The sequence below is a fragment of the Streptomyces ochraceiscleroticus genome (assembly GCF_000720485.1).
Lineage (GTDB): Bacteria > Actinomycetota > Actinomycetes > Streptomycetales > Streptomycetaceae > Streptomyces > Streptomyces ochraceiscleroticus.
Map to the genome: position 1 here is coordinate 46,602 of NZ_JOAX01000010.1, position 21,784 is coordinate 68,385.

21 protein-coding genes, 1 tRNA gene and 1 pseudogene are annotated in these 21,784 nt (G+C 67.7%); 14 read left to right on the forward strand and 9 right to left on the reverse strand.

All coding sequences use genetic code 11. The features are described from left to right. The first annotated feature begins 100 nt into the window (after positions 1-100). The 6 genes from ispF (at position 101) to IG84_RS37980 (ending at position 7,052) form a co-directional block, all read left to right on the forward strand. Entirely contained in the window at positions 101-592 is a 492-nt protein-coding gene (gene ispF / locus IG84_RS0114815; protein WP_031056267.1) for a 2-C-methyl-D-erythritol 2,4-cyclodiphosphate synthase, read from the forward strand. A 368-nt stretch (positions 593-960) separates the two neighbouring features. Continuing rightward, positions 961-1,365, forward strand: a complete 405-nt coding sequence (locus IG84_RS0114820; RefSeq protein ID WP_031056270.1) for a PPOX class F420-dependent oxidoreductase — start codon at positions 961-963, stop codon at positions 1,363-1,365. Positions 1,366-1,574: 209 nt separating this feature from the next. Beyond that, positions 1,575-2,972 carry a cysteine--tRNA ligase gene (cysS, locus tag IG84_RS0114825; RefSeq protein ID WP_031056272.1) on the forward strand — a complete coding sequence of 466 codons (1,398 nt, stop codon included), beginning with the start codon at positions 1,575-1,577 and terminating at the stop codon, positions 2,970-2,972. A gap of 148 nt (positions 2,973-3,120) precedes the next feature. Continuing rightward, positions 3,121-4,074, forward strand: coding sequence for a 23S rRNA (guanosine(2251)-2'-O)-methyltransferase RlmB (gene rlmB / locus IG84_RS0114830; protein WP_031056274.1), 954 nt, complete (start codon positions 3,121-3,123; stop codon positions 4,072-4,074). 299 nt (positions 4,075-4,373) lie between these two features. Further along, complete coding sequence (locus IG84_RS0114835) at positions 4,374-6,191, forward strand: DoxX family protein (RefSeq protein WP_078648835.1); 1,818 nt, start codon at positions 4,374-4,376, stop codon at positions 6,189-6,191. 327 nt (positions 6,192-6,518) lie between these two features. Next, positions 6,519-7,052, forward strand: a complete 534-nt coding sequence (locus IG84_RS37980) for a DUF3592 domain-containing protein (protein WP_157848883.1) — start codon at positions 6,519-6,521, stop codon at positions 7,050-7,052. Between the two features lie 139 nt (positions 7,053-7,191). On the opposite strand, the gene IG84_RS0114850 is transcribed toward IG84_RS37980, so the two are convergent. The 3 genes from IG84_RS0114850 to IG84_RS0114865 form a co-directional block, all read right to left on the reverse strand. Beyond that, entirely contained in the window at positions 7,192-7,944 is a 753-nt protein-coding gene (locus IG84_RS0114850) for a nucleotidyltransferase family protein (RefSeq protein WP_031056283.1), read from the reverse strand. Positions 7,945-8,101: 157 nt separating this feature from the next. Continuing rightward, the gene (locus IG84_RS0114855) at positions 8,102-8,524 is read right to left on the reverse strand and encodes a hypothetical protein (RefSeq protein ID WP_031056286.1); all 423 of its coding nucleotides are present in this window, start codon (positions 8,522-8,524) and stop codon (positions 8,102-8,104) included. Between the two features lie 366 nt (positions 8,525-8,890). Beyond that, entirely contained in the window at positions 8,891-10,027 is a 1,137-nt protein-coding gene (locus IG84_RS0114865) for an ABC transporter ATP-binding protein (RefSeq protein WP_031056293.1), read from the reverse strand. Between the two features lie 207 nt (positions 10,028-10,234). Here IG84_RS0114865 and IG84_RS0114870 point away from each other — a divergent pair. Next, positions 10,235-10,311: transfer RNA gene (locus IG84_RS0114870), tRNA-Thr, on the forward strand. Between the two features lie 533 nt (positions 10,312-10,844). Here the strand turns inward: IG84_RS0114870 and IG84_RS0114875 are convergent. From IG84_RS0114875 to IG84_RS0114890, 4 genes are all read right to left on the reverse strand, one after another. Further along, positions 10,845-11,501, reverse strand: coding sequence for a class I SAM-dependent DNA methyltransferase (locus IG84_RS0114875; RefSeq protein ID WP_031056296.1), 657 nt, complete (start codon positions 11,499-11,501; stop codon positions 10,845-10,847). Positions 11,502-11,574: 73 nt separating this feature from the next. Next, complete coding sequence (locus IG84_RS0114880) at positions 11,575-12,075, reverse strand: hypothetical protein (protein WP_031056299.1); 501 nt, start codon at positions 12,073-12,075, stop codon at positions 11,575-11,577. Positions 12,076-12,234: 159 nt separating this feature from the next. After that, positions 12,235-12,537, reverse strand: a complete 303-nt coding sequence (locus IG84_RS0114885; RefSeq protein WP_031056314.1) for a hypothetical protein — start codon at positions 12,535-12,537, stop codon at positions 12,235-12,237. Next, positions 12,537-12,953, reverse strand: coding sequence for an ATP-binding protein (locus IG84_RS0114890; RefSeq protein ID WP_031056317.1), 417 nt, complete (start codon positions 12,951-12,953; stop codon positions 12,537-12,539). Before IG84_RS0114890 ends, IG84_RS0114885 begins: the two co-directional genes overlap by 1 nt. A 243-nt stretch (positions 12,954-13,196) precedes the next feature. Between IG84_RS0114890 and IG84_RS0114895 the strand changes: the two genes are divergently transcribed. The 6 genes and pseudogenes from IG84_RS0114895 (at position 13,197) to IG84_RS0114920 (ending at position 16,797) form a co-directional block, all read left to right on the forward strand. After that, a complete protein-coding gene (locus IG84_RS0114895) occupies positions 13,197-13,616 on the forward strand; it encodes a hypothetical protein (RefSeq protein ID WP_031056320.1) in 420 nt (139 codons plus the stop codon). Next, entirely contained in the window at positions 13,576-14,097 is a 522-nt protein-coding gene (locus tag IG84_RS0114900) for a DUF6879 family protein (protein ID WP_031056321.1), read from the forward strand. Before IG84_RS0114895 ends, IG84_RS0114900 begins: the two co-directional genes overlap by 41 nt. 7 nt (positions 14,098-14,104) lie before the next feature. Further along, positions 14,105-14,968: a helix-turn-helix domain-containing protein gene (locus tag IG84_RS0114905; RefSeq protein ID WP_031056323.1), complete on the forward strand. Its 864-nt coding sequence runs from the start codon at positions 14,105-14,107 to the stop codon at positions 14,966-14,968. Continuing rightward, positions 14,961-15,146 (forward strand): DUF397 domain-containing protein, encoded by a 186-nt coding sequence (locus IG84_RS0114910; protein ID WP_031056325.1) that lies wholly within the window; start codon positions 14,961-14,963, stop codon positions 15,144-15,146. The genes IG84_RS0114905 and IG84_RS0114910 overlap by 8 nt, the downstream gene beginning before the upstream one ends. A 317-nt stretch (positions 15,147-15,463) precedes the next feature. Beyond that, positions 15,464-16,138, forward strand: a pseudogene (locus IG84_RS0114915) (GntR family transcriptional regulator); the annotation flags it as partial. Further along, the gene (locus IG84_RS0114920; RefSeq protein ID WP_031056329.1) at positions 16,135-16,797 is read left to right on the forward strand and encodes a YdcF family protein; all 663 of its coding nucleotides are present in this window, start codon (positions 16,135-16,137) and stop codon (positions 16,795-16,797) included. The pseudogene IG84_RS0114915 and the gene IG84_RS0114920, both read left to right, overlap by 4 nt. 899 nt (positions 16,798-17,696) lie before the next feature. Here IG84_RS0114920 and IG84_RS40660 read toward each other — a convergent pair. Beyond that, positions 17,697-19,616 (reverse strand): ATP-dependent nuclease, encoded by a 1,920-nt coding sequence (locus IG84_RS40660; RefSeq protein WP_157848885.1) that lies wholly within the window; start codon positions 19,614-19,616, stop codon positions 17,697-17,699. Positions 19,617-20,195: 579 nt separating this feature from the next. After that, positions 20,196-20,999, reverse strand: a complete 804-nt coding sequence (locus IG84_RS0114930; protein ID WP_031056332.1) for a VOC family protein — start codon at positions 20,997-20,999, stop codon at positions 20,196-20,198. A 238-nt stretch (positions 21,000-21,237) separates the two neighbouring features. Between IG84_RS0114930 and IG84_RS0114935 the strand changes: the two genes are divergently transcribed. After that, the gene (locus IG84_RS0114935; protein ID WP_031056334.1) at positions 21,238-21,774 is read left to right on the forward strand and encodes a GNAT family N-acetyltransferase; all 537 of its coding nucleotides are present in this window, start codon (positions 21,238-21,240) and stop codon (positions 21,772-21,774) included. Positions 21,775-21,784: the final 10 nt, after the last annotated feature.

Below are 21,784 nucleotides of genomic sequence, written 5' to 3' on the forward strand. Positions count from 1 at the left end.
TATACGGGGCGGTGGGGGGTGGCCCCCTACCCGTCCGACGAGCGGGGGCGGGGCGGAGTTCTCGCGCGGTTCGATGTTCACTCGCAGGGAGGAAAATTTCATGGTCGCGTTGCCCCAGGTGGGGATCGGGACGGACGTACACGCCTTTGAGCAGGGGCGTGAGCTGTGGTGCGCCGGCCTGCTCTGGGACGAGGCGGCCAGCGGCGGCTACGGCCTCGCCGGGCACAGCGACGGCGACGTGGCCGCGCACGCCGCCTGCGACGCCCTCTTCTCCGCGGCCGGCATCGGCGACCTCGGCGCGCACTTCGGTACGAGCCGCCCCGAGTGGTCCGGTGCCTCCGGCGTGACCCTCCTCGCCGAGGCCGCCCGCATCGTCCGGGCCGAGGGCTTCGAGATCGGCAACATCGCCGTCCAGGTCATCGGCGTACGCCCGAAGATCGGCAAGCGCCGCGAGGAGGCCCAGAAGGCCCTCTCCGCCGCGGCCGGCGCCCCCGTCGCGATCTCCGGCACCACCACCGACGGCCTCGGCCTCACAGGCCGAGCCGAGGGCCTCGCAGCCCTGGCCACGGCGTTGGTCATCCGCACGGCGTAACACCCCACGACGGGGGCAGGGGGCCGGACCCGGCCCGGGCGACGCCCGGGCCACCTGGCCCCACCTCGGCCGGCCCGGCCCGGTCCCGCCCAGGGCGGACCACCCGGCTCCACGCCGGCCCGGGCGCCCGGTTCCCCCCTGCGGGTGAATCGCGGCTGACACCCGCGCCGGACGCGAACAACTCCCGCCCCCCATTCGTCAGACGGGGTGGGGGCCTCAAGGTCTGCGCATACGGGCGCAGCGTCGAACTCCTCGCTCCTCAGGGGGAATTCCTTGCCCTGGGGAATTTCCTGCCCCCGTACGGACGTTGGCCCGGCAGCAGCGTCAGAACGAGTCCCGCTCCGTACGGTCCGCAGGGAGGAACCGCCGTGGCAGTCGAGTTCTCCGAGGCCCTCAAGAAGGTTCTCGATTCCCCGGTCCTGGTCACCGTGGCCACGATCCAGCCCGACGGCAGCCCGCAGGTCTCCCCGGTGTGGGTCAAGAGGGACGGCGACGACCTCCTGTTCTCCACGACCGAGGAGCGCCGCAAGGCCGCGAACCTGCGGCGCGACCCCCGGGTGACCGTCGTCGTCCAGGCCCCCGACGACCCGTACGTCTACGCGGAGATACGCGGCAGTGCGGAGCTCACCGGCGAGGGCGCGCAGGAGCTGCTCGACGAGGTCTCGGTGAAGTACACGGGCAAGCCGTACGCGGAGTTCAACCCGAAGGCCGGGCGGGACGGTACGCGCCTGGTCGTCCGCATCACCCCGCGGAAGATCGTCGGACGCCTCTGACCGGCCGACCGCACCCCGGCTGCTGGCCGGCGGTGCGCGCCCCCTCCCGTATCCCCTCCGTCCTCGTCCGGCACCCCCGCCGCTCCCCACCCCGCATCCCCGGGCGTACCACCGCGAAGTGGTGTGGAACACCCGCGAATATCACGCTTCTGTGTCCCCGTGGGCCATCGGGTCGCGGGGCACTGCCTCGTTCCGTCTACCCTTGATGCGTGACCATTCGCCTGTACGACACCAGCGCCCGGCAGATCCGTGACTTCGTCCCGCTCACGCCGGGCTGCGTCTCGATCTACCTGTGTGGCGCGACCGTGCAGGCCGTCCCGCATATCGGGCACATCCGGTCGGGACTGAACTTCGACATCATGCGCCGCTGGTTCGAGTACCGCGGCTACGACGTGACGTTCGTGCGGAATGTCACGGACATCGACGACAAGATCATCAGGAAGTCGGCCGAGCAGGACCGTCCCTGGTGGGCGATCGGGTACGAGAACGAGGTCGCGTTCAACACCGCGTACGACACCCTCGGCTGCCTGCGGCCGACGTACGAGCCGCGCGCGACCGGCCACATCCCCGAGATGATCGAAATGATGCGCGGCCTGATCGAGCGTGGCCACGCCTACGCGGCCGACGGCAACGTCTACTTCGACGTGCGCTCGTTCCCCGGCTATCTGGAGCTGTCCGGCCAGGAGCTGGACAAGCTGCTGCAGCCGTCCGGCGAGGGCGAGACCGGCAAGCGCGACCCGCGCGACTTCGCGATGTGGAAGGCGGCCAAGGAGGGGGAGCCCAGCTGGGAGACCCCCTGGGGCCGCGGCCGGCCCGGCTGGCACCTGGAGTGCTCGGCGATGGCCCACAAGTACCTGGGCGAGCAGTTCGACATCCACGGTGGCGGCGTCGACCTCGTCTTCCCGCACCACGAGAACGAGATCGCGCAGGCCAAGGCGTTCGGTGACGCGTTCGCGCGGTACTGGGCGCACAACGCCTGGGTCACGATGAGCGGCGAGAAGATGTCCAAGTCGCTGGGCAACTCCGTGCTCGTCTCCGAGATGGTCAAGCGCTGGCGCCCCATCGTGCTGCGCTACTACCTCGGTACCCCGCACTACCGTTCGATGATCGAGTACAGCGAGGAAGCGCTGCGCGAGGCGGAGTCCGCGTTCGCGCGCATCGAGGGCTTCGTCCAGCGCGTCGTCGAGCTGGCCGGGGGACCGGTCGAGCCCGCCGACGAGGTGCCGCTGGCCTTCGCCGAGGCGATGGACGACGACCTCGGCGTGCCGCAGGCGCTGGCGATCGTGCACACCGCCGTACGGCAGGGGAACTCCGCCCTGGCCGCGGACGACAAGGAAGCGGCCGTCGCCCGGCTGGCCGAGGTCCGTGCCATGCTCGGTGTACTGGGCCTGGACCCGCTGGACGAGCGGTGGTCCGGCGGCGGCTCCGAGCGCGGCGAGGACCTGCACGGCGTCGTCGACTCCCTCGTCCGCATGGTCCTGGACCAGCGCCAGGCGGCCCGCGCCCGTAAGGACTACGCCACCGCCGACGCGATCCGCGACCAGCTCCAGCAGTCCGGGCTCGCCATCGAGGACACCCCGTCGGGGCCGCGCTGGTCACTGTCGTGACAGACGGCGACGCCCGCGCCCCGGTGGACGCGGGCGGCGCAGCCCCCGCCCCGGTCGCCCGCCCAGGGCGCCCCGGGCGACACTCATACGTATACGCAGCAGACATCCACGTCGAGAGACGTCGAGAGCAGTAAGAAACAGGTGACCCATGGCCGGCAACAGCCAGCGCAGGAACCGCCGCACGTCCAACAAGAAGGGCATGCAGGTCGGCAGCGGCGGCCAGCGCCGCCGGGGCCTGGAGGGCAAGGGCCCCACCCCGCCCGCGTCCGCCCGCAAGGGACATGTGAAGAACCGCGTCGCCAACGCGAAGGCCAAGCAGGCGGCGCACCGCCGCCCGGCCCCGCGCCGCGGCGGCGCCAAGGGCACGGCCGAGCTGGTCGTCGGCCGTAACCCGGTCGTGGAGGCGCTGCGCGAGGACATCCCCGCGACGACCCTCTACGTCCAGCAGTTCATCGACAGCGACGAGCGGGTGCGCGAGGCGCTCCAGCTCGCCGCCGACCGCGGCATGAACCTCATGGAGGCGCCGCGCCCCGAGCTGGACCGGATGACCAACGGGCTCAACCACCAGGGCCTGGTCCTGCAGATCCCGCCGTACGAGTACGCGCACCCGGAGGACCTGGCCGCGGCCGCGTTCGACGACGGCGAGGACCCGCTGATCGTCGCCCTGGACGGCGTCACGGACCCGCGCAACCTCGGTGCCGTGGTCCGTTCCGTCTCCGCGTTCGGCGGCCACGGCGTGGTCGTACCGGAGCGGCGCGCGGCCGGGATGACGGCGGGTGCGTGGAAGACCTCCGCCGGTACCGCGGCGCGCACGCCGGTCGCGCGCGCCACCAACCTCACCCGCACGCTGGAGTCGTACCAGAAGGCCGGCATGATCGTCGTGGGCCTGGCGGCCGACGGCGAGGTCGAGCTGCAGGACCTGGAGGCGCTGGACGGCCCGGTCGTCATCGTCGTCGGCAGCGAGGGCAAGGGCCTCTCGCGCCTGGTCGGCGAGACCTGTGACGTGCGCGTCCGCATCCCGATGCCGGGCGGCGCCGAGTCGCTGAACGCGGGTGTCGCCGCGGGCGTCGTTCTGTGGGAGGCGGCTCGCCGCCGGGCCTGAGCGCTCACAGCGCGGTGGCCCGCCGCCGGGTATGAGGGTTACAGCGTGCCGCGGCGCACGCGCGGGGGCGGGCCGGAGCCTGTCCCCGCGTGCGCAGTGCTGCTGCACGCTTCCGCTGTTGGGGTGGTCGGGCCGCTGCTGGTTCCCCAGTCGTGCCCACACCCGGGCAAATCGCCCCTGTAACTCGGCTCGCAACTCGGGGCAGAACGTAACCCTCCGTGCTGTACAGGAAGTTTTGACGGGTCTCGGACAGATCGGCCCGGTCAAGGCAGTGTCTTTAACGCTGGTCACTCGGTTAGATGAGCGTGGACACCAGAACACCCCGCACGCCTACGGGGGGACGCTCGCCGGGCTTCGATGACGAGCCGGTACTGAGCTCGGTCAAGGTGCCGTGCGACCCCGCGCAGGTCATCGTCAATCACGCCAGCTTCCGCGTGCAGCTCGCGGCCCCCGTGTCGGCGGGCGCCGCGCGGGGTGCCACGGCCGGCGCGGGTGCCGCCGCTGCCGGCTCCGGCGCCGCGTCCGGGCCCGCCCGGCGGCGCGCGCCCGTCGTCTGGAGCGGCCGTACGACGCCGGGCGACACCACGGCCCCCACCACCCAACTCCTGCACGCCGTGCGGAACAACGCGGGCCGGAGCGACGACGCCGGCGCGACCCAGGTCCTGCCCAGGGTCAGGCCTGAGGAGACCACCTCCTTCGCGCCGCCCCCGTCGGCCGGCGTGATCGGGCCCCGCGGCGCCTCCGACGACACCGAGCTGCTGCCCCAGGTCCCGCAGGCCCGCCCCTCGGACGCCACCTGGTCCGACGACACGTACGGCACGGGCGACGACGCGTACGCCGTGCCGGGTACGGGCGGCGACGCGTGGCGCGACGGTGCGCGCAGGGGCGCCCACACCGGTACGTACGCCGGCTCGTACACCGATCCTTCCGACGGCTCGTACGCGGGTCCGTACGACGGTTCGGCCCCTGGCCCGGACGGCGGCTCCGGCGACGCCTGGGGCGAAGCCCCGTACGGCCACGAAGGCCCGTACAGCGACGCCGAATTCGAGCCCCGCCAGGAGGGCGGCCGCCGCTTCGCCGGCGACAAGCAGGCGTTCTACCCCGACCGCCGGATGAACCTCGGTGTCGTCCTGCTCCCGCTGCGCATCTTCCTCGGTTTCATCACCATCTACGCGGGCATGGGCAAGCTCTGCGACCCCGTCTACTTCGACGGCGGCGAGCGCGGCTCCATGGTCAAGTGGCTGGAGTCGCTGGACCCGTGGGCGCTCGCCACGCCGCTGCGCGACTTCGCGCTCGCGCACCCGGTCGGCGCCGGCCTCACCGTCGCCTTCCTCCAGGTCGTCGTCGGCGTACTGACCGTCTGCGGCCTGTGGCAGCGGGTCGCCGCCTCCATGGGCGCGCTGCTCTCGGCCGCCCTCCTGATGACCGTGAGCTGGCGCAACGTGCCCGTGTACGACGCGCCGGACATCATCTACCTCGCCGCCTGGAGCCCCCTGATCATCGCGGGCGCCCCCGTCTACTCCCTGGACGCGCGGCTGGCCGGCGAGGCATGGCGCAACCTCGGCCCCCGAGTCGAGGTCTGGGACCTGCGGCGCCGGGTACTGCGCCGCGGCGCTGTGATGACCGCGGTGGTCGCCGGCCTCACGCTGCTGATCGGCTCCCTCCTGGGCGGCGCCGTACGGTCCGCCTCCGGCCCGACCGTCCCGAAGCCGGGCGAGCCGCCGACCAACAGCCTGCCCGGCCGCCCGCTGCACACCCCGCGCGAAGCCCCCGGCCGTACGGACAGCGGCCGCACGGCCGGTGCCTCGCAGGGCAGCAGCGCCTCGCCCACCGCCGGCGCCTCCCGCGGTACGGACTCCTCGGCCTCCCCGTCGGCCTCGCAGCCGAGCACGGCCAGGGAGACGGCCGGCGCCACCCAGGGCGTCCAGCCCGGCCGGACCACGAGCGGCCCGCCGCAGCAGTCCGCCCCGGCCGACCCCCCGCCCGCCACCCAGGCCCCGACCTCCACGGCCGGCACGGGCGGCGGCACGACGGGCGGCTCCTCGGGCGGCTCGTCCTCCGGCGGCTCCTCAGGAGGCTCCTCCGGCGGCGGCACGCTGGGCGGCCTGCTGGGCTGACGGCCGGAGACGCGCACGACGGCCGACGGCAGCTCGACGGCGAACTGGACGGGGTCACCCGTCCAGTAGCCGCCTGACGAGACCTCGCCGATCAGTCCGGATGCCGCGCCCCGTACGCTCGTCCGTCAACAGGCCGACGCAGACGGAGCAGACGGAGACGGAGCGCATGGGGGGGACAAGGGCATACACGGGCTCGCGACAGGGACCGGCCGAGCGGCCCGGCCGGTCGAGAACGCCCCTCCGCGACGATGTCCGGGCCTCATTTTCTGGTTTCTGTTCCCCAGCGCGTGCGTTGCGGCCTCGGCGGGCCTGATGTGGCTCCAGCCGGTGGCGCCACTGCCGGCCCTGCTGCGCACCCCGGCCTTCTTCACCTCCGCGCTGCTGATACCCCTGGCGCTCCTCGGGGTGCCGGGCTACTTGCTCCGCCACGTCACTCACAAGAAGACGCCGAAACTGGCCATCGGAGCGCTCACCATTGCCCTCCCCGCCGCGATCGCGCTGGCGATCATCACCCAAGAGGCCGGCGACGAGCGGGGACTGGAGAAGCGGGGCCGGTGGACCGAGGCCGTCGTGGTCGACGTTGACAACGGCAAGCCCGATGAGTGCACGCTCCGCACCCGCGACGGCCGGGAGATCTCACCTCGGATGACGGACGGCTGCGACCGGCAAAGGGTCGAGCCGGGCGACAGACTGCGCGTGCTGTACGACCCCGAGGGCGCAGCCGGTCCATTGGAGGACGCGGACACGGAAGTGGACCTGGACCCCGGTGCGTACAAAGGCACAATCGGCGGCCTGGCAGCGCTGACCGTCGTGGCAGGCACGTTGGCCTGCGTACGGCTGAGTCGGGGGGACAACGGGTAGGACGGGGGACACCCCCCTAGGACGAGCGCCCGCGCCCGTCCCCTTGCCTGACCGCCTCCGTGTCCGCGTCCATGTCGGTGACCATGTCCGCGTCCATGTCGGTGTCCATGTCCGTATCCGTGGCCGCCTCAGCGTCGGTTCAGAAGGCCCGGCCCTGGCCGTGTCCGTGGCCGTATCTGGCGAGTTCGCTCGCGGCCTCGGTGAGGTCCTTCGCCGTGTCGATCGCGCGCCAGTAGGCGCCGTGCGGCAGCGGGAAACCTGCCAGCCGGCGCTCGCGCGCGAGCCGCGGGAACGTCATGCGTTCGTGGTCGCCGCGGTCCGGCAGCAGCCCCCTGAAGGCCGCCGAGAAGACGTACACGCCCGCGTTGATCAGGTACGGCGACGGCGGCGCCTCGATGAAGTCCAGTACGTGCCCGAAGGGGTCCGTCTCGACGGCGCCCCAGGGGATCCGCGGCCGGGCCAGCGCCAGCGTGGCCTCCGCGCCCCGCTCGTGGTGGAAGTCCGCCATCTCGCGCAGGGAGAAGCGCGTCCAGATGTCGCCGTTGGTGGCGTACCAGGGCTGGTCGGGGCGGGGGAGTGAGGCGGCGGCGTACTTCAGTCCGCCGCCGCGGCCCAGCGGTTCGGTCTCCACGACCGTGGTGACCCGCAAGGGCAGTTCGGCCTGGTCGAGCCAGTCCTGGAGGACGTCGGCGAGGTGGCCGCAGGAGACGACCGCGTCGGTGACGCCCTCGGCGGCCAGCCAGGCGAGCTGATGGCCGATGATCGGGGTCCCGGTGCCCGGGATCTCGACCATCGGCTTGGGCCGGTCATCGGTGTACGGGCGGAGCCGCGAGCCCTGGCCGCCTGCCAGAACCACGGCCTGCGTGGGATGCGGGTACGGGACGCCTGTCATGATCCGCACCCTATGCGGTGATCGCGGTGGCCGACGGCGGCCACCGCGACCAGGGGGCCGACGGCCGGTTTCAGGGGCGCTCCGCGAGGGCACGCCGTGCGCCGCGTACGTACGTCACCTGTCACCGCATCTGTCACTGCATCTGTCGCTGCACCTGTCACTGCGCAGTGGCGACCCCGCTCGCGAAGGACGTGTCACAGACCGGCCGCGAGTACGCCTGCGCACGGTGCGCGGCGCCGTACTTCTCGACCGCGGCGCGGCCCAGGGCGCGGGCGATGGACGCGCAGTGCTTGGCCAGCGACGGACGCTTGGTGGTGGCTTCCTGGAGGTGGGTCAGGGCGGTCCCCGGGTTTTTCTCCTGGAGTTCGGCCAGGAGCTGGTCGCGCAGGACGTCCTGCGGGGCTCTGTGGGGGGCCTGCTGGTGGCTGGTGACCGTACCGGAGGACGCGGTGAGCATCTGCGACTCGGAGGTCGGCGAGGCCCACGGTACGCGGGTGACGGCGAGCGTCCCTGAGAGCACAAGGACGACGGGCAGGACGAGAGCGAGAGTTCGGCCGATACGCCGGGCTGCGGAGTTCACGTCCGTGATGGTAGCGAGCAGTGATGATTTGGCGACATTTAGTCACTCGGTCGAGGGATGAATTCGCCTGTCGTGGATTAAGTGATGTTGACGCACACTGCTCGAAATGGCCGAACTGCCGGGGTATTTGTCGACAACCGGGAAGCTCACGTACCTCCCCAGCCCGCCCACCGCCTCAAACCGCGCGTACGGCAGGAAGTTCGCGTCCCCCTGAACCAGCAGGCAGAACCGGGAAAAACGGCGGCCGAGGCGGCCCTCCGCAAGGAAGGCCACCCCGCCCGCCGCCAAACTCACCCGTTCCGGGCACCTACAACATGCTCACGCGCGTGACGCGCGGGGTATGTGTCCTCCCCGGGTCTTCCCACCTCAGTCGCTGAGCCGCTCGCCCGTCGACGTCGAGAAGACGTGCGTCTCGCCCGGCCGCGGCACGACGTGCACCTGCGTGCCCTTTTCCGGCACCTGCCGGCCGTTGACACGGACGACCAGGTCCTTGACCTCGCCGCCGACCTCGGCGGTGCCGTACACGTACCCGTCCGCGCCCAGCTCCTCGACGACGTTGACCGTCACGGCGAGGCCCGCCGGCGCGTCCGCGGTCTCCTTGGCCAGCGTCTTCGCCGCGCTGCCGTTCTGCTCCACGATGTCGAAGTGCTCGGGCCGCACGCCCACGGTGACCGTACGGTCGCCCTTGTCCGCCGCCGCGCTCAGCGCCTCCCGGCTGACCGGTACGACACTGTTTCCGAACTTCACGCCACCGTCGGTGAGGGGAACCTCCACGAGGTTCATCGCCGGCGACCCGATGAACCCGGCCACGAACAGATTCGCCGGCCGGTCGTACATGTTCCGCGGCGAGTCGATCTGCTGCAGCAGCCCGTCCTTGAGCACGGCCACCCGGTCGCCCATCGTCATGGCCTCGACCTGGTCGTGCGTGACGTACACGGTCGTGATCCCGAGCCGTCGCTGCAGCCCGGCGATCTGCGTACGCGTCTGCACGCGCAGCTTCGCGTCCAGGTTCGACAGCGGCTCGTCCATGAGGAACACCTGCGGCTCACGCACGATCGCGCGCCCCATGGCCACACGCTGCCGCTGACCACCGGACAGCGCCTTCGGCTTCCGCCCCAGGTACTCGGTCAGGTCCAGGATCTTCGCCGCGTCCTCGACCTTCTGCCGGATCTCCGTCTTGTTCACGCCCGCGATCTTCAGCGCGAAGCCCATGTTGTCGGCGACCGTCATGTGCGGGTACAGCGCGTAGTTCTGGAACACCATGGCGATGTCCCGGTCCTTGGGCGGAAGGTGCGTGACGTCGCGGTCGCCGATGCGGATCGCGCCGCCGTTGACGTCCTCCAGGCCCGCGAGCATCCGCAGGGAGGTGGACTTGCCGCACCCGGACGGCCCGACCAGGACGAGGAACTCCCCGTCCTCGATCTGGATGTCGAGCTGATCGACGGCGGGCTTGTCGGAACCCGGGTAGATGCGGGTTGCCTGGTCGTACGTGACCGTAGCCATGGTGATATGTCCCTTCACCGGCAGGAACGTGCCGGACGATCCGAGTAAAGGAATGAATGGGGCAGCCCGCTGCGCGATGTGGTGTAGGCCACTGCACACGGGCTGCCAGGGACGGTACCGGCCCCGGCACCCGGTGTCAGTAGCCCGGACATCACGAAAATTCTCCGCCCAGGTAACCTGCAGCCCTGGGTACACTTCACCAGACACGCCTCCTTAGCTCAGCTGGCCAGAGCACCGCTCTTGTAAAGCGAAGGTCGTCGGTTCGAATCCGACAGGGGGCTCCAAGCGCGTCAGTGCGCTGAACAGCGCAAACGCCCCGGCTGGGCCCTTTCGAGGGCTCGACCGGGGCGCTTTGGCATGGCACCTGACATCAGCTGACCGGTGGAACGATCATCGCTCGCGCTCGACGCGCCTCTTCGGCAGCCGGTCCATGTGGCTGATCGCTTCTCGCTGTGTGTCCTGACGATCGGCGAGCGTCTGGCGCTTCGGCGTGTCGCAGCAGGTGTACGGCATGCCGGCAGCGCGGCCGCGGACGACGCGACACACCGAAGCGATAGGCGCCCGCCTGACCACACAGGGGGCAGATCGCCCCAGCCGACCCGCGAACGGGCGCCCACGGTCCCGCCATGGGTCGGAAAAGAGCGGCGAGCGCGGAATCCCCAGACTCGTACAGAACGACGCCCACAGCACCTTCCGGGGCGGCGAAGGGGGGAGGGGAGTCCCCCGCCACCCCGGGCGTTGAGCCCTGGCGCTTGCGCGGATACTCCCGCCAGTTTCGATCCCGGCGGGAGCGTTCGTTGATCGCGGTCGCCGCGGTTCAGGGCACGTCAGCCCGCACGATGAGGGTTCCGATGTGGTCCTCGTTCGGTGCGTCGAGCACGTTCGCCGACGCGGTAGCAAACCCTGCTCGGATCAGCAGTCGTTCCCACACCGCGGGCCGGTAGCTGTAGCGATAGGTGAACATCGCTTTCCCCGCGAAACCGCCCTTGTACATGCCCTGCGGCCCGTAGGCGCCCGGGATGGCCGGCGGTTGGGAGAACGCGAACACCCCGCCCGGATTGAGGCGGGCTCGCACGAGGGGGAAGAGCCGGCCGGGATCGGCGAACCAGGCGGCCCCGAATACCGAGTAGATCGCATCGTAGGTGGCATCGTGCGTAGCGAGGTGTTCCAAGACGTCGCCGTGGTGGAACGTCGTCCCGGTGTCTGCCCATCGCTCCGACGTCTTCTTGACCATGACCGGCGACAGGTCGACCCCGTGCGCCTTGATGCCCCGTCCGGCGAGGTACGCCAGGGCCCGGCCCGTGCCGCAACCAATCTCAAGCACGGTCGAGGGCTCGCCGAGGATTTCGGGGCCCGGGCCATGCCCGGTGTACTGCGTCCAATTGAAGACAGGCTCGGCGTCGTCCTTGAACGCTGACTCGGCGTAGGCGTCCCACAGTTCGGCTTCTGCGGCGAGGTCGTGGGGCACGGGCATGGAGTCCTCTATCCGTGGTGCGGGCGGCGGTGCCCCCACCCTCGAAGCGAGGGCAGGGGCACCGTATCGGGCGTCAGTGGCTGTCGGGGACCTTGTTGTCGCACGGCGAGCACTCGGCGCCGTCGATCTCCCACAGTTCTTCGTCGATCGTGAAGCCGATCGACTTGAGGAAGTCGGCTGTACGCAGGCACAGGCCATCACCGCGGCGCTTGATGAACGGGGCGTGGTGCTTGTACGCGCCGCCGTTGTAGACGTCGCAGATCGCCCACCAGACCGGCGTGTCGAGGATGAGCTGATGCACGCCGATGTCGACGAGCTTGCCGACCCCGAGGTGTACTTCGGGGTGCTCGATCGAGGCCATGGTGTACATGACCGCGTTGCCGAGGATGCGCTCGGCCATGTCGCTGACCATGGTGTGATCGCGGAGAAGGAGCGCGATCTCGCGGTCCCACAAGGTCATGCCGCTGTCGAGGACATTGATGGTCAGGTGCTTGATGTGCGGCTGTACGGCGTTGAGGAGTTCCTTCGGGTCGCGCGTGCGCGTGACCAAGGAGCGTTCGAGGGTGATGGTCATCGGTGCGTGCCTCCTACTTGGCGAGATGCTGGAGTGCTGCACTTGCCGGCCCGTTCCGGCCGCTCACCGGGGCGCCCGCGGGGGAGTGGTGAGCTACCGGAACGGGGCTGGTGGCCCGCCCGAGCTGCGGCTGTCCGTTCTCGCAGCCGGGGCGGGCGGTCATGGGGAGTTGGGATCGCGATGCGCCGCGATCCGTTCAGTGAGCCGCCGGAGCATGTCCGCGTCGTGCTCTGGGGTCTCCCACTCAGGGGGAAGCTGGGAGCGGAACGCGTCTCTCAGCCCATCGAGGTGCCTGTGTAGCTCGCGCTCGGTGACGTGCCGGCACCACCAGTCCTCGGCCGCCCACCAGGCCGAGCGTGCTCGCTCGACGAGCGTGCGGCGGGGCGAGTTGAGCAGCCGCTGAACGTTGAGTTCCTGAGTGGTTGGATCGAACGCGGTGCGTTCCTTGGCATGCCGGGCCATTAGTCGTCCTCCTTGACGCGTAGCTCGGCGCGCACGGTCTTTCCCCAGTGCCGGACATCGGTCTCCCAGCAGTCCGCCGTCACGTCCACGAGGTAGAGGCCGCGCCCACCTTCCGCGTCCTCCTCGGGGACCTGGTAGGCAGGGAGAGCCTTCGACCTGTCCGACACAGCGATGACCACCAACGCGGACTTCGGTCGGGTGATACTCACCCGCACCACTCGGGACTGGCTGTGCTCAACCGAGTTGGTGACCAGCTCGGACACGATGAGCTCGCTCCGGTCCACCAAACATTCGAGTCCCCAGGTGTTCAAAGCTGCCTTGACCAGGCTCCGAGCACGGCCAACCGTCTGTGGCTCACAGCGCCATGTCTCGCTGTAGCCGGGGGCTCCTATCGCGTGGGGCCGAGTCACGGTCATGGTCACGGGGCTTCCCTCCGGGGCGGTGGAACACCTGGCCGAGCAAGGCCGGGACGCTCTCCATCACCGACGGGCCCGACCCGGCGGCGTCACGCGGATGCGAGAACGAACGTAGAGCGCGCCGGAACCAACCCCCAAGGGGATTGCGCGAGTTTGCTGCAAGCTGGTTGACGGACTCAGGGGACGGATCGACCATCGGTGCATCGCGCAATTTTGCGCAAGACGGCAGACAGGGGAAACGCCATGAAGCTACGGTTCCTTGGTAAGGACTCCAAACAGGGGGACTGCCCGACCCTCTACGCCACCGACCGCGACACCTACCTCGTTCAGGGGTGGAGAATCTTCGCGAACGACCTGCTGATGCAGCTCACCATTCCCGAGGGTGAGACTGCTGTGGAGGTGCCCACCGAGTTGTTCGAGCACCTGGAGAAGGACGGTCTCCCCTCTGGCCAGTTCAGGCGTCTTGAGGACCCACTCATGGTCCTGACGTCAGGGGGGACGTACGTTGTCCAAGGCCGGGAGGTGACCGACCCCGACGCCTTGGCACAGATGGAGATTCAGGACTACGAGACCGTGGTCGAGGTCTCCAAGGCCGCGATCACAGTGCTACTGGAGGAACCGCGTGGAGCTGATCTCCAGCGCCGAGCGCAACCAGCTCTTTGAGAGCTTCGCGCACGACGCATTCCACTTGGAGCTGAGGGATGACTACTCAGTCCCAAACGAGGAGGGCCCGTATGGGGACTGGCTCAAGGGGACAGTCGACGACTCGTTTATGGAACCGTGGTTGCAGCTCATGAGGCGCGTCACCGACTCAGGGAAGGCCGTGCGCCGGGTGCGGGTCGTCACTGAGCCGCACAGCTCCTACATCCGGTGGGAGTACGCCACCACCAACGTCAACGAAGAGGCCGGCGAGTCCATCCGGTGGCTTCCGCGTCACAAGCTGCCCGAGGGCTTTGTGCTACCCGTGGCGGGTAACGACTGGTGGCTCTTCGACGACAAGCTCTTGGCCGTGGGGCACTTCGACGACGCAGGGCGTGTCCTGGGCTCTGAGGTCATCGAGGACCCCGTCATCGTCGATGAGTGCGTCCGCGTCCGAGACCTGCTCTGGGACATGGCCACCCCACACAACGAGTACAAGCCCTGACTGTTCCGTGAGTGACCAAGCACAAGAGACACGCGAGGCGTTGGGTGCCCGGCTGCGTGGATTCCGTAAGGACGCGGGGTTCAGTAGCGGCCGGGCCTTCGCCGCTGCCACCGGCTGGCAGGAGTCCAAGGTCTCTCGCATCGAGAATGGTAAGCAGAACGCGAGCGAGGACGACATCCGCGTCTGGTGCCGGACGACTGGGCGCGAGGCTGATCTCGCTGACCTGATCGCCACAGTTCGTCACATCGACGAGATGTGGATGGAGTGGCGCCGACAGATCCAGGGCGGGGCCGAGAACCGTCAGAAGAAGTCACTGCCGCTCTACCAAAAGACCAAGGTCTTCCGGATCTGGGAGCCCGCCATGATCTGGGGCACCATCCAGACTGCCGACTACGCAGAGAACGTCTTCGAACAGGTATCGAACTTCCACGAGACGCCGGCTGATACGCAAGCTGCCGTGGCGAAGCGCCTCGAACGGCAGAAGTATCTCTACGAGGGGAACCGGATCTTCAACGTGCTCCTCGGCGAGCAGGCCCTCTACTCGAACCATGGCGGCTCTGAGGTCATGAGGGCGCAACTCGATCGTCTGCTCGCCGTATTGGCGCTTCCGCGGCTCAGCCTAGGCATCATCCCGCGGTCCGCTCCTCTTGCTCTCTGGATCGGGCACGGCTTTTCGATGTTCGACGACAAGCTCGTCATGGTTGAGACGTACTCCGCGGAGATGTCCGTGACACAGCCGAGGGAGATCGAGCTCTACCGCAAGGCATTCGAGATTCATCGCCAGTCTGCCGTCTATGGGCAACCTGCAAGAGACCTCATCTTGAACGCTATCGATCATTTTGATCGTATGGGAAGGGGAAGCCGTGGTTGAAGTGCCGAATTGGCGTACCAGCTCCTACACGAAGTCAGACACCTGCGTCGAAGTTGCCGACAACGATCCTTCCAAGGTCATGGTCCGGGACACCAAGGACCGGGACGCCGGCACTTTGGTGTTCCCGCCGACCTCCTGGGCTGGCTTCGTGGAACTCAGCAAGACCGTCAGGGTCTGAGCCCCTGCGGTCCGCGCTCGCCCAGCGAGTTTTCGCCTCGACGCTTGGTGGTGTCGCATGTGCTCAGCAGTACGGATGCGGTACGCATGCCGTACACACGAGGCCGGGAAGCCTCGGGATATGAGTGACAGGGTGGGACTGGTTTTCGCAGGTCAAACAGCCTGTGGGCACCTCCCCACAGGGGGCTCAGGACGCTGAACAGCGCAAGCGCCCCGGCCGGACCCTCAAAGAGACCCGACCGGGGTGCTTTGACATCCACGATCGACACCAGCCGACCGGCGGAATGATCGCTGCTCGCGCACCCCTCGCCTCTCTTGAAGTTCACCGTCCATGCGGCCTACCGGGCAGTGGAGGCGGAAGGGCTGGTCACCTCGTCACGCGGTCATGGCACCGTCGTGCGCCAGCAGACTCCGCTCAAACGACTCGGCATCGCTCGCTACGGCAAGGCCAAGTGGCGCGATGCTGATGAGGTGGCCTTCATCGCTGACCGCGTGGCCACTGGACGCGCGTACCGACGCGGAGAGCAGACTCAGAGCGTCAGCCGTGACGAAGCCCCGCCGGCCGTCGCTGCCGCGCATGGCCTGGAGCCTGGTGCGGAGGTGTACGCGCGGGCCCGCCTGGTGAAGGAAGGCGAGCAGCCGACGCACACTCTGACCAGCTACTACCGTCCCGAGCACGTGGAAGGCACGCGGATCGTCGACCCGGCTCCGGGACCTGCTGGCCGTGGCGGCGGCTTCCGGGTGCTGTACGACGCCGGGTACGAGATCGACCGCATGACCGAGGAGCTGTTCGCCCGCACCCCCACCCCGGACGAGGTGAAGCTCCTGCAGCTGCCCGCCGGCGAACCCGTCGTGGAACGGCACCGGACCACGTACACGGCAGATGACACGGTGGTCGAGTACGCGATCGGTGTGCACGCCGCCTCGCGCTTTGCCTGGAAGTACGACTTCAAGGTCCCCGACTCCACCCGCGACGGAAAGGCCGCACAGTGATCTCCGAGCAGGCACGGGCAGACGCGCGCCGCATCTGGGACTACCACCAGATGCACCACGAGCCACGGCCCTGCTCGGTCGCCATCGGCCTGGGCAGCCACGACCTCGGCGTGGCGACCACGACGGCGAACCTGTACCTGTCCGGCCTGGCGCCGCTCGTCGTCTTCACCGGCGCCAACAGCCCCACGACGCGCGAGCGGATGCCCCGCGGCGAAGCGGTGCACTACAAGGAACACGCCGTCGAGCTGGGCGTCCCCGAGTCAGCCATCATCGTGGAGCCCAAGGCGACGAACACAGGCGAGAACATCCGCTTCTCTCGCGCGGCCCTGGACGAGGCCGGCGCGGTGGTCGAATCGATTCTCCTCGTCGCCAAGCCGTACGAGGAACGCCGCGCCTACGCCACCGCACGCCAACTCTGGCCCGAGGTGGACGTCACCTGCGCCTCATCACCCATGACCTACGAGGAGTACGTCGACTCCATCGGAGACGAACACCTCGTCATCGACATGCTCGTGGGCGCCCTGCAGCGACTCATGATCTACCCGAAGCAAGGCTTCATGATCGAACAAGCAGTGCCGTCCGATGTCATCGAGTCGTTCGAACGCCTATGCCATGACGGCTTCACCAGCCGACTCACAAACGCCGCCTGGCACCGATGAGCAGTCCACTGCTCGGTTTCTGTAGCGGATGTGGTAGTTCGCGACGACGGTCGCATCCTGGTGATCCAATGCGCGGATAACGGCAGGTGTGATCCATGAGGCGGAGCCGTGGAGCTAGGAGATCCCCCAGGCCGGCACCCGCCGAGGTTATGGAGGCGGCGGGCGTCTGTGTCCAGATGGGCCACTTGGCTGGTGTCTACAAAAACACGACTCGCGGGGGCGTGGTGCTGGCCTTCCACGGCCAACCCGTCGGTGATGGGGAGCAGACGTCCCACGAGTCGCAAGCCTTGTCCTGGCTAACGCATGAACAGGTGGCTGAGCGAATGAGCGAGGTCCCACGCCATTCGCGTCTTGGCCACACTCACCACCGACGGCCCACATCTCCGCGTCCACGACGGACACGCGCTCATCGTGGCTGCGTGCTGTATGGGTGGGAGCAGCTTCTGGGGCGCGGTCCGGAACTCGCGTCGAGCAGAAACAGGAGGTCACCCATGATCATCGCGAGCAGGGCCGAAGCCAGCCTGGCTTGCCAGCCAGCGTCCGACCCTGAGTACGCTCGCCCCCAACCAGCCAGGTCATCGGCCAAGGTAGCCCTGCCGACCTAGCGAGTCGGTTCGGCGTTGACTAGCCGTCGTCCAGTTGGGCAAGCTCCTAGGTGTGAGTGTCAGTGCCCTCTGAGAGAGTGTGAAGCACGGGGAGACCACCCCACCAGATGGCGGGAGGCATCATGGCGCGTCCGGAAGCTCTCTACGCGACTTCTCGCGTTTTCTCGGATCAGTGCATCGCTGAACCGAATGCCTGCCGTTGGTGTGGCGTACCTAAAGGCAACCACGGCCGACGGTGGGTCAGCACCGTCGGCATGCACAAGTGGGAGAGCCCTACGCCTAGTTTGCGCCTCGCTAGGATGAAGGCACGGCGCGTTCGGCGTTCTCAGCGGGCTCGCTAGTACCGGATGCTTCCTCCATCTGCAAGCTCAGCGCGTCGGACTTCTCGATGAGATAGTCGAATACCTGCCGTAGCTGTAGCGGGATTTCCGTTGGCTCACTGATCCAGCTAGCTAGGCCGAACATCATTTCAGCCTTTCCGCGTGCAGCTTTACTGGAATGCTCGGCGAAGAAAGTGCACAGCTTGTCGCTGAACTTTTTGCCGTCCCTGAGGGCTCCTACTTCTACTTTGTTCCATGGTTCACCATCATCCCGCGGCCATAGAGTGTCGGCAGCTGTGCACCAGGTGGCATCATCGAAGATGTCTTCAAATTCCATCGGATTGCCGATGTACTGGCAATGTTCTGTCGGATCAAGGCCGAAACGCTTCAGGCGGTCTTCATGAAAAAGATCCTTGCGATTAATGGTGCTGTCATTGTCAACAACAAACGCTACTGCGCGATTGTTGGCGCGAAGGAACGATGCGAAGTTCAGTGCTCCTTCATTGTTCCCGCAAGGCCACAGAGAGATCCCTGCGGACTGCAATGAGCGGCCAGCGTAAGTCCTAAATAGGACTGGAAATGCCTGTTGTTCTGTTACGCCTTCGACGCCGACAAAAAACCTCTCGTGGAGTAGAACGCTGTTGCGAAAGCCGAGAGCGACGGCCAGATCTGTTACTAGCTTCCGCTCGATGACGTCATCGGGTGTTTCCACGACTACGCGACATTTTGTGCTCCCGTCCGACTCGACTTGTACGATATCGCCGATGTCTACCCCATCAATGAGATTCAGTGAATGAGTCGCCATCATGATGCGAACGTTAGGGAAGCTACACTGTTCTCGGACCAAGCTCATTACGCGTCGTTGATGATTGTAGTCGAGATGAGTATCGGGCTCATCGTAAATAACGACAACGTCTGTATGGGTAAATGACTCCTGGTCGACCTCCTCCGAATGCTTGCTTTCCTTTAGTAGACCGCTTGAGGATTCCCATACCGCAAGAGACACCCTGCGGGCTCGACCGGCACCGGAGCTACCAAGAGCAACGGAGTTACCCCATGCATCTTCAAGGCGCAACTTGGGGTGGGCAAGCGTGGGGCGAATATTGATTTGCGGCTCAATCGTCACATTGCGTACCTGGCAACGCTCGGCGATGTGGTCACGAATACCTTGAGCATCTTCGGATAGCCTGGAAGAGATCTTCGCGCTGACCTCATTGAGAGTTGACGTAATCTCCTCGTCTGCGGCGTACTCCTTGAACCTGATCGCCAATGCGTCCTTAATGGCTGATTCGGGATCCGGTGCGTCATCTCCGCGGAAAATAAGGAGCGCTGGGAGTCGCTGCGCGATTTTATTTGGCACAGTAACCCACTCTTCTACTGTGTCAAAATCTAGAGCCAGGCGCTCTAGCGGCACTTTCCAGCTGGCCTTAGCGGATGCGGGGCCATCTGATTTCGTCTCAAAAGTCTTCGCTAGCTCTTTGAGCTCATTGATGGACAATTTGTCGAGCTGTCGGAGGCGTGCTTCAGCGCACACGCGCATCCGCATCTCAAGGTCCACACCCGTTCCTGGGCGGTACCTGCGGCGGATGGTGAGATGTTTTGGGATTTCAAGCTCTGCGACTTCCACTTCGGAGCATTCGAAATTCCCTGTTACGGTGATTTCTGCGGCTCGTCGGACTGTCGCTTTGCTCTCATTTAGTCCGGCCGTAGACGCAAGCAGAGTCAGGTCATCTTCCTCTGGTGCGTACTTCCCCAGCAAAAAAGAGAGAGCGGTGAGGGATGCCGACTTGCCGCCGTCGTTCGGCCCGACGAGGATTGTTGGACGTTTTACTGGGATATCCGCGACATCTTCCAGTGATCGAAAACCAGCGACACTGAAAGAGATGATCTGCATGTGCGGTCCCTTTAGCCAATGCGCGACATTGCTGCCCCTGTGGCAGTCAACGGTGTGTGTGAGCGTTGGGGAACAGCATGCCAGAGTTGATGCGCTTCGTGTCTGTATCCCCGTAACTAGCGACAAGCCCCGTGCGACCCATGTCATCCAGGGCAGGTCGCTGCTCGGCTGCACGCGTTGGGGCTGCGTGGCAGCCTGCTGCACCGTGGTACCGCTACGGCCGGCTTGAGTGACGGAGGTGCTGGCAGCGCTGCGGCGTGTGACGCCCTTTCATCGGCCACCGCTCTCGGTGGCTTGGCTTATGACGCCTTGCTGAGGCGGAGCGACGAGCACGCTGAGGGCCTGTGGCGGAGGCGAGGGGGCTGCTGACTCAACAGATGCGAACGGCGGCGCTCCTGGCTGATCCAGCGCGATGACCTAGGAGCTGGGAGGGCGCTACGTCAGGAGAGATTGGTCGAACTCGTAAAGCGAAGGTCGTCGGTTCGAATCCGACAGGGGGCTCCAAGCGCGTCAGTGCGCTGAACAGCGGAAACGCCCCGGACCGTGATCGGTCCGGGGCGTTGGTTTTTGGGGGTGCGGTCAGGCGGGGGCGCCTGTGTTGATGATGGCGAAGGTGGCGCCTTGGGGGTCTTGGAGGAGGGACATGCGGCCGGCTGCCATGTTGAAGGGGGGCTTGAGGACGTTGCCGCCGGAGCGGGTCAGGGCGGCGACCGTGCTGTCGGTGTCGTCCACCGCGAAGTACGGGAGCCAGTGCGGGGGCGTATCCGGGGGGAGGTCCTCGAGGGTGGAGAGGTTCTGCATGCCGCCGACCATGCGGCCGTTCGCCGAGAGGGAGTAGTAGGAGCCCTGTGCGCCCTCCATGGGGGCGGCGGTGAGGCCCAGCGCCCGGGAGTAGAAGGACGAGGCGGTGTCGGGGTCGGTGGTGTTGAGCTCGTTCCAGATGATCGCGCCGGGCTCGTTGACGATTCCGGCGCCGGGGAAGTCGCGGGCCTGCCAGAGGCCGAAGACGGCGCCCGTGGGGTCACTGATGACCGCCATGCGGCCGAGCGTGAGCACGTCCATGCCCGGCATGAGCACCTGGCCGCCGTTGGCCGTCGCCGCGTTCTCGGTGGCGTCCACGTCGGCGGTGGCGAGGTAGGTGGTCCATGTGGCCGGCGGCATCGGGTCGGGCAGGCTGCCGTCCGGGTTCCTCGCCGCCATGATTCCGGCGACCGGCTTGCCGTTCAGTGAGCAGACCGCGTAGCCCCCGGTCTCGGGCGGCCCGATCTCGCCCTGCCAGCCGAACAGGTCGCGGTAGAAGTCGAGAGCGGCCTGCTGGTCCGGGACCATCAGGTCGGCCCAGCAGGGTGTGCCGGGTGTGTACGGGTCGGTGACTGCCGGCATGCGGTGACCTCCATGGGGGAGCGGGCGTCCGGGGGCGCCACGCGCAGCTCTGAGCGGGCTGCTGGCTTCCCATCGGGGCAGCGCCCATATCAGTCAGGCACCTGCTCTCCGCGTGTGCACTTTCGCGGTGGCCATTCGGGCCCATGGTGTCGGCTGCCTGTCATGCGACCAGGGGTGGCGGTGGGGCCACCCACCCCCGTAACCCCACCCCTTTCCGCTTAATGCATATGATGCGCAAGTGCGGAATTACGGCATCAGAACGGCTACCTGCGACGACGTCGGCGCTGCGCGTGCCGTCATGCTCGACACCGTCTATCGCGACTTCGGGACGGGGTACGTGCCGCGGTGGCACGGCGACATCATCGATCCGGAGGGGGCCTATCTGCGGCCCGAGCGGCATACGTTGCTGGTCGCCGTGGATGAGGAGGACGGCGGCGTCGTCGCCACCGCCGCGCTCGATTCGCGCGGGCCCGCGCACCCGCCGAACCCGGCCTGGATCGCCGAGCGGTTCCCCTCGGGGGAGACGGCGCAGCTGCGGCGGGTGTACGTGCGGGCCGAGCACCGGCGGCGCGGGCTGGCCCGGCGGCTGGTCGGCGAGCTGCTCGACTTCGCGGCGGCGGCCGGCGGGTATCGCTCGGTCTATCTGCATACGGACCCGGCGGTCCCCGGTGCCGAGGATTTCTGGCGTTCGATGGGCAAGGCGGTGCTTGACGAGCGGGGGGAGCCCGGTGGTGCGCGGGTCGTGCACTTCGAGGTGCCCATGAGGGTGGCGTAGGGCGTGCGCC

What these genes read in the sequence shown, in the direction of transcription:
- ispF (WP_031056267.1), top strand. Translation starts at nt 101, where the DNA reads ATGGTCGCGTTGCCCCAGGTGGGGATCGGGACGGACGTACACGCCTTT.
- rlmB (WP_031056274.1), top strand. Translation starts at nt 3,121, where the DNA reads ATGGCCGGCAACAGCCAGCGCAGGAACCGCCGCACGTCCAACAAGAAG.
- IG84_RS0114835 (WP_078648835.1), top strand. Translation starts at nt 4,374, where the DNA reads ATGAGCGTGGACACCAGAACACCCCGCACGCCTACGGGGGGACGCTCG.
- IG84_RS0114850 (WP_031056283.1), bottom strand. Translation starts at nt 7,944, where the DNA reads ATGACAGGCGTCCCGTACCCGCATCCCACGCAGGCCGTGGTTCTGGCA.
- IG84_RS0114865 (WP_031056293.1), bottom strand. Translation starts at nt 10,027, where the DNA reads ATGGCTACGGTCACGTACGACCAGGCAACCCGCATCTACCCGGGTTCC.
- IG84_RS0114875 (WP_031056296.1), bottom strand. Translation starts at nt 11,501, where the DNA reads ATGCCCGTGCCCCACGACCTCGCCGCAGAAGCCGAACTGTGGGACGCC.
- IG84_RS0114880 (WP_031056299.1), bottom strand. Translation starts at nt 12,075, where the DNA reads ATGACCATCACCCTCGAACGCTCCTTGGTCACGCGCACGCGCGACCCG.
- IG84_RS0114885 (WP_031056314.1), bottom strand. Translation starts at nt 12,537, where the DNA reads ATGGCCCGGCATGCCAAGGAACGCACCGCGTTCGATCCAACCACTCAG.
- IG84_RS0114890 (WP_031056317.1), bottom strand. Translation starts at nt 12,953, where the DNA reads ATGACCGTGACTCGGCCCCACGCGATAGGAGCCCCCGGCTACAGCGAG.
- IG84_RS0114895 (WP_031056320.1), top strand. Translation starts at nt 13,197, where the DNA reads ATGAAGCTACGGTTCCTTGGTAAGGACTCCAAACAGGGGGACTGCCCG.
- IG84_RS40660 (WP_157848885.1), bottom strand. Translation starts at nt 19,616, where the DNA reads ATGCAGATCATCTCTTTCAGTGTCGCTGGTTTTCGATCACTGGAAGAT.
- IG84_RS0114930 (WP_031056332.1), bottom strand. Translation starts at nt 20,999, where the DNA reads ATGCCGGCAGTCACCGACCCGTACACACCCGGCACACCCTGCTGGGCC.